14 protein-coding genes and 1 other RNA gene are annotated in these 16,969 nt (G+C 45.9%); 7 read left to right on the top strand and 8 right to left on the bottom strand.

The genetic code is table 11. From position 1 onward, the window contains the following. The first annotated feature begins 53 nt into the window (after window positions 1–53). From QFZ48_RS04030 to QFZ48_RS04020, 3 genes are read left to right on the top strand one after another with little or no spacing between them, the layout of a single operon-like run. Window positions 54–968 (top strand): PorP/SprF family type IX secretion system membrane protein, encoded by a 915-nt coding sequence (locus QFZ48_RS04030; RefSeq protein WP_370909805.1) that lies wholly within the window; start codon window positions 54–56, stop codon window positions 966–968. 20 nt (window positions 969–988) lie between these two features. Continuing rightward, window positions 989–3,139 (top strand): OmpA family protein, encoded by a 2,151-nt coding sequence (locus QFZ48_RS04025; protein ID WP_429061242.1) that lies wholly within the window; start codon window positions 989–991, stop codon window positions 3,137–3,139. 43 nt (window positions 3,140–3,182) lie between these two features. Further along, window positions 3,183–5,666, top strand: a complete 2,484-nt coding sequence (locus QFZ48_RS04020; RefSeq protein ID WP_370909807.1) for a Calx-beta domain-containing protein — start codon at window positions 3,183–3,185, stop codon at window positions 5,664–5,666. Between the two features lie 276 nt (window positions 5,667–5,942). Here QFZ48_RS04020 and QFZ48_RS04015 read toward each other — a convergent pair whose 3' ends face one another. From QFZ48_RS04015 to rplU, 7 genes are all read right to left on the bottom strand, one after another. Then, window positions 5,943–6,437, bottom strand: coding sequence for a GNAT family N-acetyltransferase (locus QFZ48_RS04015; protein WP_429045548.1), 495 nt, complete (start codon window positions 6,435–6,437; stop codon window positions 5,943–5,945). Window positions 6,438–6,441: 4 nt separating this feature from the next. Then, entirely contained in the window at window positions 6,442–7,077 is a 636-nt protein-coding gene (locus QFZ48_RS04010) for a DsbA family protein (protein WP_429045550.1), read from the bottom strand. A gap of 62 nt (window positions 7,078–7,139) precedes the next feature. Then, a complete protein-coding gene (locus tag QFZ48_RS04005) occupies window positions 7,140–7,844 on the bottom strand; it encodes a PrsW family intramembrane metalloprotease (protein WP_370909810.1) in 705 nt (234 codons plus the stop codon). Then, a complete protein-coding gene (locus QFZ48_RS04000; RefSeq protein WP_429061240.1) occupies window positions 7,841–9,529 on the bottom strand; it encodes a helix-hairpin-helix domain-containing protein in 1,689 nt (562 codons plus the stop codon). The genes QFZ48_RS04005 and QFZ48_RS04000 overlap by 4 nt, the downstream gene beginning before the upstream one ends. A gap of 120 nt (window positions 9,530–9,649) precedes the next feature. Continuing rightward, window positions 9,650–10,081, bottom strand: a complete 432-nt coding sequence (locus QFZ48_RS03995) for a hypothetical protein (RefSeq protein WP_209863763.1) — start codon at window positions 10,079–10,081, stop codon at window positions 9,650–9,652. 64 nt (window positions 10,082–10,145) lie between these two features. Continuing rightward, window positions 10,146–10,424, bottom strand: coding sequence for a 50S ribosomal protein L27 (gene rpmA, locus QFZ48_RS03990; protein ID WP_079468897.1), 279 nt, complete (start codon window positions 10,422–10,424; stop codon window positions 10,146–10,148). Window positions 10,425–10,473: 49 nt separating this feature from the next. Next, complete coding sequence (gene rplU, locus QFZ48_RS03985; protein ID WP_235015888.1) at window positions 10,474–10,830, bottom strand: 50S ribosomal protein L21; 357 nt, start codon at window positions 10,828–10,830, stop codon at window positions 10,474–10,476. A 384-nt stretch (window positions 10,831–11,214) separates the two neighbouring features. Between rplU and QFZ48_RS03980 the strand changes: the two genes are divergently transcribed. The 4 genes from QFZ48_RS03980 (at window position 11,215) to ssrA (ending at window position 15,840) form a co-directional block, all read left to right on the top strand. Next, window positions 11,215–12,714 carry a GH3 auxin-responsive promoter family protein gene (locus QFZ48_RS03980; RefSeq protein WP_429045555.1) on the top strand — a complete coding sequence of 500 codons (1,500 nt, stop codon included), beginning with the start codon at window positions 11,215–11,217 and terminating at the stop codon, window positions 12,712–12,714. Between the two features lie 90 nt (window positions 12,715–12,804). Further along, on the top strand, window positions 12,805–13,971 hold the full coding sequence (locus QFZ48_RS03975) for a 1-deoxy-D-xylulose-5-phosphate reductoisomerase (protein WP_370909813.1): 1,167 nt from the start codon (window positions 12,805–12,807) through the stop codon (window positions 13,969–13,971). Window positions 13,972–14,055: 84 nt separating this feature from the next. Then, window positions 14,056–15,390 (top strand): RIP metalloprotease RseP, encoded by a 1,335-nt coding sequence (rseP, locus tag QFZ48_RS03970; RefSeq protein ID WP_429061239.1) that lies wholly within the window; start codon window positions 14,056–14,058, stop codon window positions 15,388–15,390. 76 nt (window positions 15,391–15,466) lie between these two features. Further along, window positions 15,467–15,840: a transfer-messenger RNA gene (ssrA, locus tag QFZ48_RS03965) on the top strand. A 368-nt stretch (window positions 15,841–16,208) separates the two neighbouring features. Here the strand turns inward: ssrA and QFZ48_RS03960 are convergent. Beyond that, window positions 16,209–16,724: a GNAT family N-acetyltransferase gene (locus QFZ48_RS03960; protein WP_429045559.1), complete on the bottom strand. Its 516-nt coding sequence runs from the start codon at window positions 16,722–16,724 to the stop codon at window positions 16,209–16,211. Between the last annotated feature and the right edge of the window lie 245 nt (window positions 16,725–16,969).

Genomic DNA, 16,969 nt, shown 5'->3' with positions numbered 1-16,969 from the left:
ATACGAATTTTAAGCAGGATGCATCTGACAAAAAAATATTTAAGCTGATACCTATGAAAAAGCATCTTATGAAAGCTTTAGGGGTTACTATCTTATGCTGGTGTTGTTGTTTACAGGTTGCTGCGCAGCAGGAACCGTTGTACTCGCAGTATATGTTCAATGGCATGATCATCAATCCGGCTTACCCTTCTATGGATGAATCTTCCAGTCTTACGGCAGTAGGCCGTAACCAGTGGGTAGGTGTGGAAGGGGCTCCTAAAACGGCCACGGCTTCCTTTTATACTCCTATTAAAGCCACCAACACCAGTTTTGGCGTGTCGCTGATGAATGAAAAGATCACGGTGAATTCGCAAACAGCGGTGAACCTGAATATTTCCCAACGGGTGAAGCTTAATGAGAAAATTTACCTGGCCCTGGGACTGAAGGGGGGCATGTCGCACTTCAGGGAAGACAATAGTTCCCTGACTACTACAGATCCGGTGTTTGCACAAAACCAGAGTTACTGGAAAACGGATGTGGGTTTTGGTTTCATGTTGTTTACAGACCGGTTCTTTATCGGGTTGTCGTCGCCTACTTTTAAAAGTTTTGACCTTGGCAACAGCGTGAATAAGGTAGTGGTGGAATCGCACTATTACCTGCAAACGGGTTACCTGATCAATATTAATGATGATGTGAAGTTAAAGCCAAACGTGTTGTTACGCCAGGTGAAGGGAGCGGGTTTTCAGTATGATCTGAATGCCAATATCCTTCTGAAGAACCTGATCTGGCTGGGTGCATCGTGGCGTTCTGAAAAAACGATGACGGGTTTGGTGCAGGTGCAGGCAACGAAGAACTTGCAGATCGGTTATTCGTATGATACGCCTATGCAGTCGAATCTGAAAGGTGCGCAAACGGTGTCGCATGAAGTGATGATTAATTACCGCTTCTCGTGGTCGAAGTGGAAAGTGGTAGCACCGCGTTATTTCTAATTTTAAAAATCAAGAATGGTATGCGAAAATACAGTTTCTCTTCCCTCATACTTTTTCTGAGCATTGTTTCCCTGTTTGTTTCCTGCAGTTTTGTAAAAGACCGAGTGCAAATAGGTGGCTTGGGAAGTATGGCTAAGGTAAAGCGTGCGGAACGGCTTTACAAGAGACAGGAATACGAGAGAGCGATCTCTTTGTGTAATGAAGTAATAAATAATGGCGGCAGTGAAGAAGTTTTACGCCGGGCTAAATTGCAGCTGGCGCGGGTATACTTTGAAACCAGGCAGTTTGAAAAAACGATCAGTTTATACGATGAGCTGTTGTACAAGCCGGAAAAAGACGTGCTGGTAACGGATGTAACCAATTACATTGATTTGCTGAAGCGCACCGGAAGGGTAGTGAAAGCCCAGGAGATCAGCGCAGTGTATGCCAATAACTATAAGAACAATGCGCGGTTTACCAATCTGAAAGAGTCGCTGGTGAATTATTACGGTTTCTTTAACCGTGATTCCATGGAGAATATAAGGGTGGACAGTCTTCGCCTGAATTTGCCCGGGTACCAGTATGGACTTGCCTTATACCGCAATAGCATTGTTTTTCTTTCCAATGATATCCGGAAAAACGAGCAGCAATCTTTCTATACCAATTCCAAATTATACCAGATTTCTGAAGATGGGGTAGAGCCTTTTAACAATAGCCTGCGCGGAGTATTACAGGTAGGACCTGCTTCTTTCTTTGATAACGGGCAAAAGGTGATCTATACTTCCAACCGGTTTACGGATGTAAAGAACGATAAGAATTCCTATATTAATTACAATAACGGCACGCAGTTGTTATCTGCTGTTTACCAGCCCGATCATGATATGTGGAGTAAGCCGCTGCCAGTGAAGCTGGGGAAAAACCTGGAAACATATTCTTTCCTTCATCCATCAGTTGCACCTAATGGTAAACGTTTGTACTTTGCATCCGATATGCCTGGTGGTCAGGGTGGTACCGATCTTTACTACACCGACTGGGACAAGGAAGCCAAACGGTGGAAAGCGCCGGTGAACCTGGGTCCGCAGGTAAATACCAATGGAAATGAACTGTATCCTTTTGTGGTAGGTGATAAGTTGTTCTTTTCTTCCAATGGCCTTCGTGGGTTTGGTGGACTGGACATCTTTATGATAAATATTAAAAAACCGGAAGAAGGAACTGTACATTTGCCGTATCCTGTGAATACGCAGTTTGATGATCTGAATCCCGTACTGGATGAAAGCAAACTGTTATTATATTTTACATCAGACCGTTCAGGCGCGCATGATAACGATCATATCTATGTGTTAAACCTGAAGAAAAATCCTTTGAAACAGCTGGACCTGCCTTATCCCGGCAAGCCAGTAAAAGAAGACGACCGGGTGCCTTATACCATGAATCAGACGGATGCCCGTCAACAGCTGACTTTAGTTGGAACCAAACAATACGACAATCTCCCTCTGGCAACGCCGGTGATAGATAGCGTTGTGTTAAAACCTGTTCCTGTAGTAGCCGTTGCCGTTAGTCCGGAGCGCAACATGGTGGATTACACCAATACAGCAGCAGACAGTTCTCCCGAAATTATTCCCTGGCAAAATGATCATCCTGGTAACAGCAATGTTCAACCGGTAGTTGCGGCCACCACTACAGTACAACCGGCCTATGCCGGCCAGGCTGCCTACAGCAGCCCGGAAATGGTATCGTGGCAGCAGTCGGTTAGCGGTCCTCATGCCATTGCTAACGGTATGGGTTATACGCTGGTAAAAGACAGTGTTGTGAAAGTGCTGGAAGCATTGTGGAAAGTGCCCGGTGTGATTTACTACGACCTGAATTCTTTTGTGCCGCAGGACCAGGAATGGCGTAAGCTGGATTCTATTTTCCGGATATGGAAGTCGAACCCGCACCGGATCATATTGGTGAACGGGCATACAGATATTATTGGCACCGAGCGGTATAACCTGTCGCTGTCGAAGAACCGGGCAGTATACATCCAGGAGTGCCTGCTGAGCAGGGGAGTAGCGCCTGATAAAATCAGGATCAATTATTTCGGATCTACCCGTCCGGTATGGATGGCGGGGAGCCAGCGGCTCGAGGCTAACAGGGAATACTTTATACAACTGCAGGGTATCAACAGAAGATGTGAGATTAAGATTCAATAAACTATTTATCGGTTATTTTTTAGCGTATATCAAACTAATACAAATGAACAAATTTTCCTCACTAATGCTATTACTGGCGGTAGGCACACAGGCCTTCGCACAGGAGATGCCTGTTGTGTTTAACAAGAGCTTCAGTGCTCCCAAAAACCAGTATAAGAAACTGGCTATTGCGGAGAACAATGCTATTGTTGCCATCGGGGGCGGAACAGATAACGGTTGTATCACCAAGTTATCTGCAACGGGCACTCTTATTTACAATGCCAAACTGAATAAAGGCGGGTTGGTAGCCTACCAGGACCTGCTTTTACTGCCGAAGAATGAACTGGTGGCAGTAGGCGGTGGTACCATTGCATATGGCAATGCCCGTATTACCAAATTATCTGCTACCGGTGAAGTAGTATTTGACAAGAGCATCGGTAACGGTCAGGGTGGTTATTTTACCCGGATCATTACGGATCGTCATGGCAACTATATTACCGTTGGCGTGGATGGTAGTAAGCCTGCGCAGGCCCGCATCACCAAGATGTCGCCCGATGGCAAAGTAGAATTCGACAAAGGTTTTGGTGCGCACAATGTTTTTACCAATGTACTGATAGATGAAGATGACAACATTGTTGCTGTAGGTGGCGACGTGGGTGATGGACAGGGAAAGGCATACATGGTAAAGGTGGATGGAAAGGGAGAAAAACAATTTGAGCTTTCTTTTGGTAAACCCGGCGCTACATTTGAAAAGATGTTGCTGCTGGAAGATGGCGCTGTGCTGGCGATGGGCGGTGGCGCTTATGGTACCGGCAATGCCAGCCGCATTGCGAAAGTAAATGCGGAGGGCCAGGTAGTATTTGATAAAGAGTACAGTACCGCGGATGGCAAGTTCAATGCCATCAAAGTGAACGACCTGGGCCAGATCTTCGCCTGTGCGGAAGAAAAAGATCATGGCCGCATTGTTAAGTTGCGTCCTGATGGCACGGAGTTATTCAACAAAGAAACAGATGCTGCTTTATACGCACTGGAAGTAGGCAAAAACGGCAAAGTAGTGGCGGCAGGTGGCAATGTGAGCAACAACACGGGTAAGATTGTGAAGCTGCTCCCGGACGGTACTGTTTCCATTGATAAAAACCTGGGTTCTGTATTCCAGCATCTGTTACTCACCGAAGACGATGAAATCTGCGTGGTGGCAAAAGAAGGCTATCGCATGATTAAGCTGAGTCCTGATGGTGAAATGATGTTCGACAAGCAGCTGGGCAAGTATGATGCAAAAACCACGCTGGCTTCGCTGCTGATGAGCCCTTCCGGCGAAATCCTGGCAGCAGGCGGTGGTGATGAAGATGGCAACCGTATCATTAAGATCAGTCATGGCGTATCTATCAACGATATAGCTGTTTCCGAGCCATTGAATGGTTTATCCAACGCTACGCTCACCATTACCTTATCCGGGTTTTTAAGAAGCAATGGTGTTCGTACACCCGTTAACGTTCATTATAAAACGATTCCGCATAAAGGCGGCGCCGGTTCAACCGACTTTGATGTTACCGAAGGAACTATTTCCTTTGTGCCTTCTGAGTTTGCTGCCGGAGCTATTATCTCCAAATCTATCCAGATCCCTGTAAAGAGTGATAACCTGCTGGAAGGTAAAGAAGCTTTCCATGTAGAAGTGCTGGATGCGTCGGAGTTATATCTTACCAAGTCAAAAGGAGAGGTAACGATCCTGGATCAGCCGGCTATGGTGAAATTCATTGGTGGTAACAATGGCGCCGAGCCAGCTACCGATGTGGTGTTTTCTGCCGGTTTGTTCAAGCGGGATAATACCCCGTTGATCAATGCCACCTCCAAACCAGTGAGGTTGACTTACAAGTTTGGTAACGGCACTGCGCTGCCGGGCGCCGACTTTGTAAGCAGCATCAAAGCGCCTTTTGTAATCGACAGCGGCGCTACTACTGCGAGTTTGAATGTAAAGATAAAAGACGACAACCGCTTTGAGCTGGCGGAGACCGTTGTGTTGGTGTTAAGCGAAATTAAAGCGGAGAATGAGGCGGTGGTAGGTTATAACGGCGATGTAACTTCCATTTCAGCTTCCCAGTATATACAGGACCAGGCGGCTTACATTACCCTGGTGAAACTGACAGATGCCAATGAATCTGCTACGGCGCCTGTGAGCATGTTTAAATGTATCCTGGTGAAAGCTGCGGATCAAACCGTGCAAACGAATTGCACCGGTAGTGACATCAACATCTTCTTTGGTGTGGATTCATCCAGTACGGCGGCTTACGGTAAGGATTATGTGATCATGAACGGCGACATGGTTAAGATTACCGGTGATTGCGCTTTCAGCGAAACCGATATACAGGTAGCGCTGGTAAACGACCGTGTGAAAGAAATAGATGCACTGGTATCTGTGAAACTGCGTGATGCTACTGCTGCTGCCAATGCAGGGGTATTGAAAATTTCGCCTGAGCTGAAACTGAATAAGGCGGTTGCTGTTATCCATGATGATGATAACGATGAAGGCACCGTGCTCACAGCCAAATAATAACGGCTTGGATCAATAACCGATATACGCGCTTCAGGCACACCTGCATTCCCGCATAGTCAGCTATGCGGGAATTTTTTTAGAAAGATATTAAACTTAAAAGCAGCATCTTTTATATTAGAATATAAAAGATACTGCTTTTTTAATCTATGGATAAATCCGCTTACCGGGCGTTATCGTACATAACCTTAGATTAACATTATTTTTTTTAAAAAAGAGTTGTGTCTTTTAATGGTTAACTTGGGAATAGCCTGGTATCTCCTTACCGGGCTTTTTTTATAGTGGTTTACGCATCACATAATCGTCCATGATGTACCCGTTGCCGATATCGGTTTGCTTTTCTTTATACACGCTGAATCCCTGTTTTTCGTAAAACTGTTTTGCTTTATTGAAGCGGTTTACGTCGAGTTCGAGGGTATTTGCGCCACGGCTTTTTACCTGTCCGGCCACGTGTTCCAGTAGGAATTTGCCGATTCCTTTTCCCTGGTAGTTTCCATCGAGATAGATCTTATGCAGTTTAAAGATGCCGGGGGTATCGGTGGTGCTGTAGGCAGCAAACCCGATGGGGCTGTTATCATCCTGCAAAATGAGAAACTGGTGCTGCAGCTCCGTGATCTGTTTGTTCAGGGAGGAGGTGCTGTACATCATGTCTATCATGTATTCTATTTGTTCCGGGGTCAGAATAGACTGATAGGTAGGTCTCCATATCTTTTCTGTTAGTTCCTGTATAACAGGAATATCGTTTACGGTAGCTGTTTTGACGTGGTACATAAAGTTATAAGCTGTTATTTTCTCTCAATATATTTTGTATGGTTTCTTCCAGTTTGTCCAGGGGAGTGTATCCCCGTGCGCAGAGATAAAGTTGTTTGCCGGTATCGAGGATGGCCGCGGGGAACCCGGTGATGCCCCAGTTCTGGATCAACTGGAATTCCTGTTGGGTTTCGTAGCGGTAATTTTCATCATGCAGGCGGTTGATGAATTCATCTTCCGGCAGGCTGAATTTTTTTATCAGCGAGCGGTAGGTGCTGTCGTTGTTAAGGCTCTGGCCATTATAGTTGAGCGCTACCTGCATATCATGTGCAAAGGTGATGGCATTTTCCGGCTGGTATTGTTTAAATACCGTTAGGGCGACACTGGGTTTTTCGGAGTCCATAATTTCTTCCGACGGAAGTAATTTCTCCAGGAAGGCAGCGCCGAATTTCACGCCGGTGGCGTTTTCCACGTTGGTATGTTCCCGCTGAATGTAGGCCTTCATGGAAGAGAAGGGATGGCGGTTATCGCCGGTGATCATTCCGCCGGAGAGGATATTGAATTCCATATTCCCGCTGCTGCGTTCCTGCAGTTGCTGTACCACGGGGGTAAAGCCATAGCACCAGCCGCAGAGCGGATCGTAAATGTAAATGAATCTCATAGCAGTCGGCTTTTAGGCCCCTGACAAAGGTAACTAAAAAGCTGACTGCCAAAAAGGTGGTATCAGGTGTTCTCTTCTTCAAAAAAGTGTTCCTCAGACAGTTTCTTGGAGAGGGCGCTATCCTTTCGTATAGCCTTGATGGATAGGCGTACCGCAAAGATAAGGGTGATCACGGAGGCTCCCATGAGGAAGATGTTATTACCGAGAAAAAGGAAAAAATCGAATGTTCCGTGAAAGAAAATGGCAACCAGGAGTGCCTGGAATAGCAGCGAACTGCTTTTCTGCGGTACAAATTTAGCCATGCCGGCATAATACCCCATTAGTACTGCAAAGGCACCGTGGGCGGGTACGGAGAGGAACATGCGGGCGATCCCGGTGCCTACGCCGAACCTGCTTACATACGCAATATTCTCCAGCGTAGCGAAGCCCATCCCGATCATTACTGCGTATACAATACCATCCAGGGGTTCGTTGAATGCTTTTTTGGGGTAGGCGAACAGCAGCAGTACGAGGAATTTGGCCAGTTCTTCCGAGAGGCCTACTACGCCGTATGCGAATGCGGCGGTTCCCAGGAGGGTACCATTATTTTCGCGGAGGCCCAGTTCCACAGCGAGACCCTGCACTGCCAGCGGCAGTGCTACGCAGAGCATGCCGAGCAGGAAACTTTTTACCAGGAGGCTGGTAGGTTCCCGGTCGTATTTGTCCACCAGGTAAATGAAAAGACAGATAGCAAAACCCGGCGCCACCGCCAATGCCAATAGCATCATGGGAGGATATTTTTTTGTTGCTTGCGTTGCAGCAGGTAATTATTCAGCATGTCAACAGTGTAACTGCTAAGATTGTTTGTTTTTGTAATGCCTCCTTTTTGTGCGGCGAGGGTGCCGTACCTGATATCCTGGAAGCCCTGGATGCTGTGGGCATCGGGATCTATGGAGATGAGCACTTTTTTTTCCAGTGCATAATGCAGCCAGGTCCAGTCGATATCCAGCCGGCGTGGGTGCGCGTTGAGTTCTACTACCACGTTATTGGCGGCGCATGCATCTATGATGGCTTTATGATCTACGGGGTAGCCGTTGCGGCTCAGGAGCAGGCGGCCGGTCATATGCCCGAGGATAGTAGTGTATGGGTTTTCGATGGCTTTCAGCAAGCGGGCCATTGCTTTGTCTTCTGTCATTTTGAGATTGGAATGCACAGATGCAATTACGAGGTCGAATTTTGCCAGGATTTCATCCGGGTAATCCAATGATCCATCGTTGAGGATATCGGACTCTATGCTTTTAAAAATGCGGAATGGCGCCAGTTTTTTATTCAGTTCATCAATCTCTGCGTGTTGTGCTAAGATCCTTTCTATATGCAGGCCGTTGGCATAGAAAGCGGAGCGGGAGTGATCGCTGATCACGAGGTATTCGAAGCCTTGTGTTTTAGCGGCGATGGCCATTTCTTCCAGGGAGGATTCGCCGTCGCTCCAGTTGCTGTGGGAGTGGATAATACCTTTGATATCTGCGGCGACGATGGGTTCCGGCAGTTGACGGTTGCGGGCCAGCGTTAATTCGTTGATGCCTTCCCGTAGGAAAGGGGGTATATAGTCCATTCCTGCAGCGCTGAAGATAGCTTCTTCCGAGGCGGCGTTGTGAAGGAATGCGGCGCCGCCTGCGGCGTTGAATTTATCGATAAACGCGGGTGAGCCGGTGGTAGTAAATAAGGTAGCCGCGAAGTTATCAGCAGTACAGCTATGTGTTATTACTTTGAGTTTTTCGTTCAGCTGCCATACCAGGTTACCGGCATTGGCGGCGGTGAGTGAAAAACCGGGGAGGGCGGCGAGTTGCTGTTGTACTATCTCCACCGGGGCGGCGATGAGTAGTTCTATTTCATCGATGATGATGCTGTTGCGGCGAAACGCGCCGGTGAGCGAAACCGCGGCGGGGGCCAGGAGCTGCTGCAGTTGTTTTTCCAGTTCGTGCCCGGCGGTAGCCACTTCCGCGAAGAGGAAGCGGTGGCGGTTAGAGAGATAGAATTCGATGTTCTGGCGAACGCTTTCCTGTGTTTTAGCGCCGAAGCCTTTGAGGAGCATGAGGCGGTTTTCGTTGCAGGCATAGAGGAGTTCGCCCATGGATTCTATTTCCAGCTCTTTCCAGATGGTGGCGATTTTTTTAGGTCCCAGGCCTTTGATCTTCATGATTTCGAGGATGCCGGCGGGGGTAATTTCTATGTAGTGGTTCAGGAGGGAGCATTGTTGGGTATCCAGCATTTCGAGGATATTTTTCCCGGTGGATTCTCCGATGCCTTTTATCCGGAATATTTCATCGCGGGGGGTATCTTTCAGTGGACTGGGCAGCTTTTCTATGGTGAATGCTGCGCTGGCGAAGGATTTGGCTTTGAAACTGTTTTCTCCGTGGATGTCCATCAGTTTGGACAGGAGGGAGAAGTTATCTGAGATTGAATAATTATCCATGCCGTAAAAATACGGAGTTACGCGGAAATTGTGGAGGGGGAATATGTTGGGGAATGGGCATAAAAAAAGATCCCGGCATAGATGCCAGGATCCTTATAACTACATTTTGTAATTCCGATCTTAGTTAGCCGGAGCTGGAGGAACTGTTGGTGCAGCAGCAGGTGCTTTTTTAGGAGCAGCTTTCTTCTTTGCAACAGCTTTCTTAGCAGGAGCGGCTTTCTTAGCAGCAGCTTTCTTTTTAGGAGCAGCTTTCTTAGCAGCAGCTTTTTTAGGAGCGGCTTTCTTAGCAGCAGCTTTCTTTTTAGGAGCAGCTTTCTTAGCAGCAGCTTTTTTAGGAGCGGCTTTCTTAGCAGCAGCTTTCTTTTTAGGAGCAGCTTTCTTAGCAGCAGCTTTTTTAGGAGCGGCTTTCTTAGCAGCAGCTTTCTTTTTAGGAGCAGCTTTCTTAGCGGCAGCTTTTTTAGGAGCAGCTTTTTTAGCAGCAGCTTTCTTAGGAGCAGCAGCTTTCTTTTTAGGTGCAGCTTTCTTAGCAGCCGCTTTTTTAATTGTTGCCATTGTTTTTTGAATTTGGGTTAGTAAAAAAATTGGGTATTAAAAAAAACTTTATGGCTAACACTGATTAGGCTTCCGCCTGAGCAGTGGTATCAAATGCTTTAACAGAAACGTAAGTCTTGTTTTCGCGACCTTTTCTGAATTCCACTACACCGTCTGCTACTGCGAAAATGGTAAAATCTTTACCAACGCCTACGTTTTGACCGGGATGATAAACCGTACCTCTCTGACGAACGATAATGTTGCCGGAGATAGCTGGCTGACCACCGAAGATTTTTACTCCCAGCCTTTTGCTGTGGGAGTCACGGCCGTTTTTTACACTACCTTCACCTTTTTTATGTGCCATTGTATTACTACTTTAAACTTGTCTAATAAATAAGTTTAGCTTAACAGGATTAAGCTATTTCATTGATTTTGATTCTTGTAAAGTGGGTACGGTGTCCAACTTTCTTTCTGAAGCCTTTTCTTCTCTTCATCTTGAAAGCGATGACTTTGTCACCCTGAACATGAGCCAGAATCTCTGCTTTTACTACTGATTTTACATCAGTGCCTACGGACAGCGCACCAGCATTATCTGTTAACAGTACATCGGAAAACTCCACCTTGTCTCCAATATTTCCTTGTAACTGCTGTACAAAAATTTCCTGGTCTTTTTGTACTTTAAATTGCTGACCTGCGATTTTTACAACTGCAAACATAATTATCCAAAATATAATTTCCGCAAAAGTAACCTTTTGTTTTCTAATAGACAAAGTTTTTCGGTCTTTTTTAAATCACCATGTATAAACACATATGAAGGACCGCCTAAAGCTTAATCTTTTCAAAGATACATACTTTCTTGAATTTTAAATTATTTTAACAAATAATGATTTCCGGCGCCTGACCGCTATATGCACATTTTTATGCTATTTCGGGATCATTTAAAAACAGCTATCTTGCTGTGCAAACCAACGCAATTTTGTATACTTTTGTCGTTTACACGAATAAAAACAGATAGGATGAGGATATTTATTTACCTGCTTATTTAATTGCCAGAGTGGAATATTTCTTCCGGAACTCCCTAAAAATCAGTGCAATTAAATCTCCAGATAAATAAATATGCTCAGCTTTAGTCTCTCAATTATAAAACAACAGGCATGAAGTTTAAATCACTGCTGGCCAAACCATTTGCTTCTATCGTACATAATAAGATAAAGAAGGAAATGTTAAGGGCGGTAGAAGATCAGGATAATATCCTGCAGGAGCTCTTGAAGACAGGCAGAAAGACGGAATTCGGAACAGATCACAAGTTTAGCGGGGTACAAACCCACGAAGAATTTAAACAGGCTGTGCCTTTGCGGGATTATGAGCAGTTTAAGCCTTATATTGAAAAAATCAAGGAAGGCAAACAAAATGTACTGTGGAAAGGGCAGCCGATTTACCTGGCTAAGACCTCCGGAACAACCAGTGGCGTTAAATATATCCCCATCTCCAAAGAATCTGTTAACAATCATATAGATACTGCGCGTAATGCGTTACTGAACTATATGGGGGAAACGGGCAGTACGGCCTTTGCCGATGGTAAAATGATTTTTTTATCCGGTTCGCCGGAGCTCGAAAGGGTGGGAGGCATTCCTACCGGCCGGTTGAGCGGTATTGTAAACCATCATATTCCCCGGTACCTGCGTACCAACCAGCTGCCATCGTATGAAACCAATTGTATAGATGACTGGGAAACGAAGCTGGACAAGATTGTGGAAGAAACCATTAACCAGGATATGACGCTGATCAGCGGCATACCGCCATGGGTACAGATGTATTTCGACCGCCTGATGGAGCGCAGCAATGGTAAAAAGATCAGGGAAATATTTAAGAATTTTGACGTGATGGTATACGGCGGGGTGAATTTTGAGCCTTACCGTTCCAAGCTGATGGCATCTATAGGTGCGCCGATTCACACAGTGGAAACGTTTCCTGCCTCTGAAGGCTTTTTTGCTTTCCAGGACTCGCAAGAGCGGGAAGGTTTGCTGCTGAACACCAATTCAGGGATCTTTTATGAGTTTATCCCCGCACAGGAAATTTTTAATGAGCATCCTACGCGACTGTCGCTCAAAGATGTACAAACCGGTGTAAATTACGCGATGGTGATCAACAACAACGCTGGATTATGGGGGTATAACCTCGGAGACACGGTAAAATTTGTTTCCACTAATCCGTATCGTTTGCTGGTAACCGGCCGTATCAAGCATTTTATTTCTGCGTTCGGGGAGCACGTGATAGGAGAAGAAGTGGAACACAGCCTGATGAAGGCGGCAGCGGAGGAAAATGTGCAGATCACAGAGTTTACGGTGGCCCCGATGGTGCAAACCAGTGGTGAACTGCCTTACCACGAATGGTTTGTAGAGTTTGAGAATATGCCGGCCAACATGGAGGCATTTTCCAGAAAAGTAGATGAAAACATGCGTCAGAAGAATATTTATTACGATGATCTGCTGACCGGTAATATTTTGCAACCCCTGAAGATAAGGACTGTACGTAAGCAGGGCTTTATCGATTATATGAAAGCCATTGGAAAACTGGGAGGTCAGAACAAAGTACCTCGTTTGAGTAACGACAGAAAGCTGGCAGATGAGCTGGCAGCGTATTTACAAAAATAACCGGCGATTCAGGGCGGGACGGCTGTCAGGCTATTTTACCGGCAGCTGATTCTTCATTTTTTGTTAACTGTAAAAACGTAAATCACCGTAATGAATAAACGAAAGATTGCCATTTTCGGATCAACCGGATCCATTGGCATACAGGCACTGGAGGTGATCGCTGCGCACCCCGACAGGTTTAGTGTAGAAGTATTGACTGCACAGCAAAATGCTGACCTGCTGATTGAGCAGGCGCTGAAATTCAAGCCTAATGCGGTAGTGATAGGCAGTGAAGCAAAGTACAAACAGGTAAAAGATGTATTATTTGATAAAGGCATCAAAGTATTTGCCGGTCCGAAAGCGATGGTGGAAGTAGCCGCCTGGAGTTCGATTGACATGGTACTGGCCGCCATCATGGGTTTTGCCGGTCTGGCGCCTACATTATCTGCTATTGAACAGGGCACCCCGGTGGCATTGGCCAACAAGGAAACCCTGGTAGTAGCCGGTGATATTGTAATGGCTACCGCCCGCAGGAAAAATGTACCCATCATACCGGTGGATTCTGAACATTCCGCCATTTTCCAATGCTTGCTGGGAGAGCCTTTCAGCAAGGTGGAAAAGGTAATCCTCACCGCTTCCGGCGGACCTTTCCTCGGTAAAAAGCCGAACTTCCTCATCAATGTAAAAAAAGACCATGCCCTGCAGCATCCAAACTGGAGCATGGGCGCTAAAATAACCATTGATTCCGCCACCCTGATGAATAAAGGGCTGGAGATGATTGAAGCACGCTGGCTGTTTGGCCTGGCGCCGGAAAACATTGAAGTGGTGATACACGCGCAATCTATCATTCATTCGATGGTGCAGTTTGTGGATGGTTCCCTGAAAGCACAGATGGGGTTACCGGATATGAAACTGCCTATCCAGTATGCGTTGGGATATCCCGACAGGCTGGCCAATGATTTCCCCCGTTTCTCTTTCCGTAATTATCCTACGCTTACTTTTGAGCAGCCGGACACCAAAACTTTCCGTAACCTGGCCATTGCTATTGAGGCGATGCACAAAGGCGGAAACGCTGCGTGTGTAATGAATGCCGCCAATGAGGAAGTGGTGAATGCTTTCCTGAAAAACAGGATAGGTTTCCTGCAGATGACGGAAGTAATTGAGGAAACGCTGGGTAAAATACCGTTTATTGAAACCCCCACCCTGCACGATTATTATGAATGCGATAATGCCGCACGTGAACACGCTGCATCCCTTATCAATTCTATCGTTATATAAATTGCCAGTAAAAATTAACAAAGAGTTTTGCCGGAATATGTATTAAAACTGATATATTAGGCAGATTAAAGCAGAAACAATTAAATGACTACAGAGGTAATATTGGTGAAAGCCGGACAGTTGTTACTGTCACTTTCTATTTTGGTAGTGTTGCATGAGTTAGGCCATTTTATCCCGGCCAAGTTGTTCAAAACCAGGGTGGAAAAATTCTATTTGTTCTTTGATCCATGGTTTTCCCTCTTCAAGATAAAGAAGGGTGAAACAGAATATGGTATCGGCTGGCTGCCGTTGGGAGGGTATGTAAAGATATCCGGGATGATAGATGAAAGTATGGACAAAGAGCAGCTGGCAAAGCCCCCGCAGCCGTGGGAGTTCCGTGCCAAGCCGGCGTGGCAGCGTTTGATCATTATGATCGGCGGCGTTACCGTTAATATTGTTCTTGCGTTCTTTATTTATGCGATGATCTTATGGCATTGGGGTGAAACCTACCTGCCTACTTCTGCCGCAAAATATGGCGTGGTAACAGATTCCCTGGCCCGCAGCATTGGTATGAAGGACGGTGATAAGATCGTTACCATTGATCACCATCACGTGGAAGCCTTTGAGGCGATCCCCGGAGATGTAATTCTTTCGGAAGCCAAAAGTATCCAGGTAGAACGCGATGGTAAAACCCTTGATCTTCCTATTCCGGCTGGCTTTACCAGGCAGCTGCTGAAGCAGAAAGCGCCTTTTGCCATGCCCCGTCTTCCTTATATCGCCGACAGTACTCTTCCGGGATCTGCGGCCGCAAAGGTAGGTGTGAAGAGCGGCGACCAGCTTATTGCGATCAATGGAGCACCGTATCTGTACTATCATGAGTTTGCAACGGAGATCAGGAAGCACAAGAATGAAAATGTGATAGTGACCCTGGTTCGTGGCAAGGACACGTTGAACCTGGCTGCAAAGCTGAGTGAGAAAGGTACATTTGGTGTTTATCCAAGAGATCCTTTTGAGTATAAAGTAAAGAAGTATACTTTCCTGGAATCTATCCCGGCCGGTTTTCACAAGAGCATCGACAAACTCGTAAAATACGTGCAGCAGCTTCGCCTGATCTTTGTTTCCAAAGAAGTGAAGGTGAGTGAGTCGCTGGGAGGATTTATGTCTATTGCCAAACTGTTCCCTGATGCGTGGGACTGGCAGATGTTCTGGGAGATGACTGCATTTTTATCCATTATCCTGGCATTCATGAATATCCTGCCTATTCCGGCGCTGGATGGCGGCCATGTGCTTTTCCTGTTGTACGAGATTATTACAGGCCGCAAGCCGAGCGAGAAGTTCCTGGAGTACGCGCAAATTGCAGGTATGCTGATCCTGTTTAGTTTGCTGTTGTTTGCAAACGGGCTGGATGTGTGGAGAAACCTGCTGAGTGGATTATTTTAAAAATATTACTGGCATTTGATTGTGATGAATGATCAAATGCCAGTTTTTTATAGTATCTTTGTAAACTGTTTTACAGGGGGATGCCTGGTTTTGACAGCATAGATCTTTGAGAGTGTAAGCATGCCGTGCGTTGGATAATTAGCACGATAATCTGAATATTCAAACTCTAATTGGCGAATCTAACTACGCCATGGCTGCCTAATTATAAATTAGACACCCATTATAGCCGCTTGAAGTTGTCGCCTTATGCGACTTCCGCCGCCGAATCATAAACCCATAGGGATAGGTATTCATGGTTTCTGTGAGTGAATACTGAAGCTACAACGGATAAGGAGATGGTTGGTTTGTTACGCCCCTGCCAGATCCCGACAAAACAATGCGTAAATAAGCATGTAGAAAGCTTTCGGCGAATATGTTTGGACGCGGGTTCGATTCCCGCCATCTCCACAAATAATTTTAGGCCTCTGGGTAACCAGAGGCTTTTTTATGTGCCTTTCAATAGTATTCTTATTGATTGCAATAACTAATAGTTTTTTGGTCGTGTTTTTTACAGTAATGGCAGGTTTTGTATCCTGCTTTTTTATTGCCCCTTATAAAATAAGTAATCCAATTTGCTTCATCTGAACCAGCGTCCCGGCGGAGATAAATTAAAAAAAATTCAAGCTACTTGAGCAGGACCTATGTTCACCGATAGAAACAGTTAGTGCGTTCGAACGCATTGAGGATTTTTCAACGCCTTCCGGTCGCTATCAGGCCCAAAGAAGAAGAGGCTGCTCAATCTTGTTGAGACAGCCTCTTCTATTTACATCTGATTAATTTCAACTGGTAACGTTGAAACTATCATCGTATTCCACAGTCCCCTCCGGTATCGCTCCTGTAAATGAATGTATTTGGAAATATTCAGCAGGAGCATGCTTGTACTGCAAACGGGCATCACTCCTGAATCCGAACCGGCCATAATAGGAAGGCTCGCCAAGCACCACACAGCCGGCTGCATCCAACTCCCGCAATGCGTCAATGGCGGCCCTGATCAGGCCGGACCCCACGCCAGATCCTTGCCTGGAAGGGATTACCGATACGGGCCCCAGTCCAAACCAGCCTTCGCTTCCTGAAGAAATGGTTACTGGCGATATAGCAATATGTCCTATCAATACTCCCTCCTCTTCTGCTACCAGAGAAAGGGTCAGCCGGCCATTTGCGCGCAGGGCTTTTATGATGAATGATTCCGTTCCACTGCTATATGCTGCTGAGGCAAACGCAGCCTTCGTTACCTGATCGATAGCTCCGATATCAGAAGGCTCTTCCCTTCTGAAAGTATAATTGTATTTGTGCATTTCTGATAGAATTAAATAAATAGAAGATACTCCCGCTGCCGAAGGCACAGGAGCTATGAATAGATTATCAGCTGAAGATGTAATTACCTGGACGGTAATTACTGTAATACAATATCCAACATACGCTCAGATTAAAGAAAAGTGGAAATCCATGTGAAAATAAAGAAAACTATGATACGTACTTCATAACGGGCATGCATATTTTTATGTTACCCATAAACAGTTGTATGAAAAGGAAATATAGA

The sequence above is a fragment of the Chitinophaga sp. W2I13 genome (assembly GCF_050434005.1).
In the GTDB taxonomy this organism is placed as follows: Bacteria; Bacteroidota; Bacteroidia; order Chitinophagales; family Chitinophagaceae; genus Chitinophaga.
The sequence above is the reverse complement of the archived record's forward strand: the minus strand, read 5'-3'. Positions and strand labels throughout refer to the sequence as shown.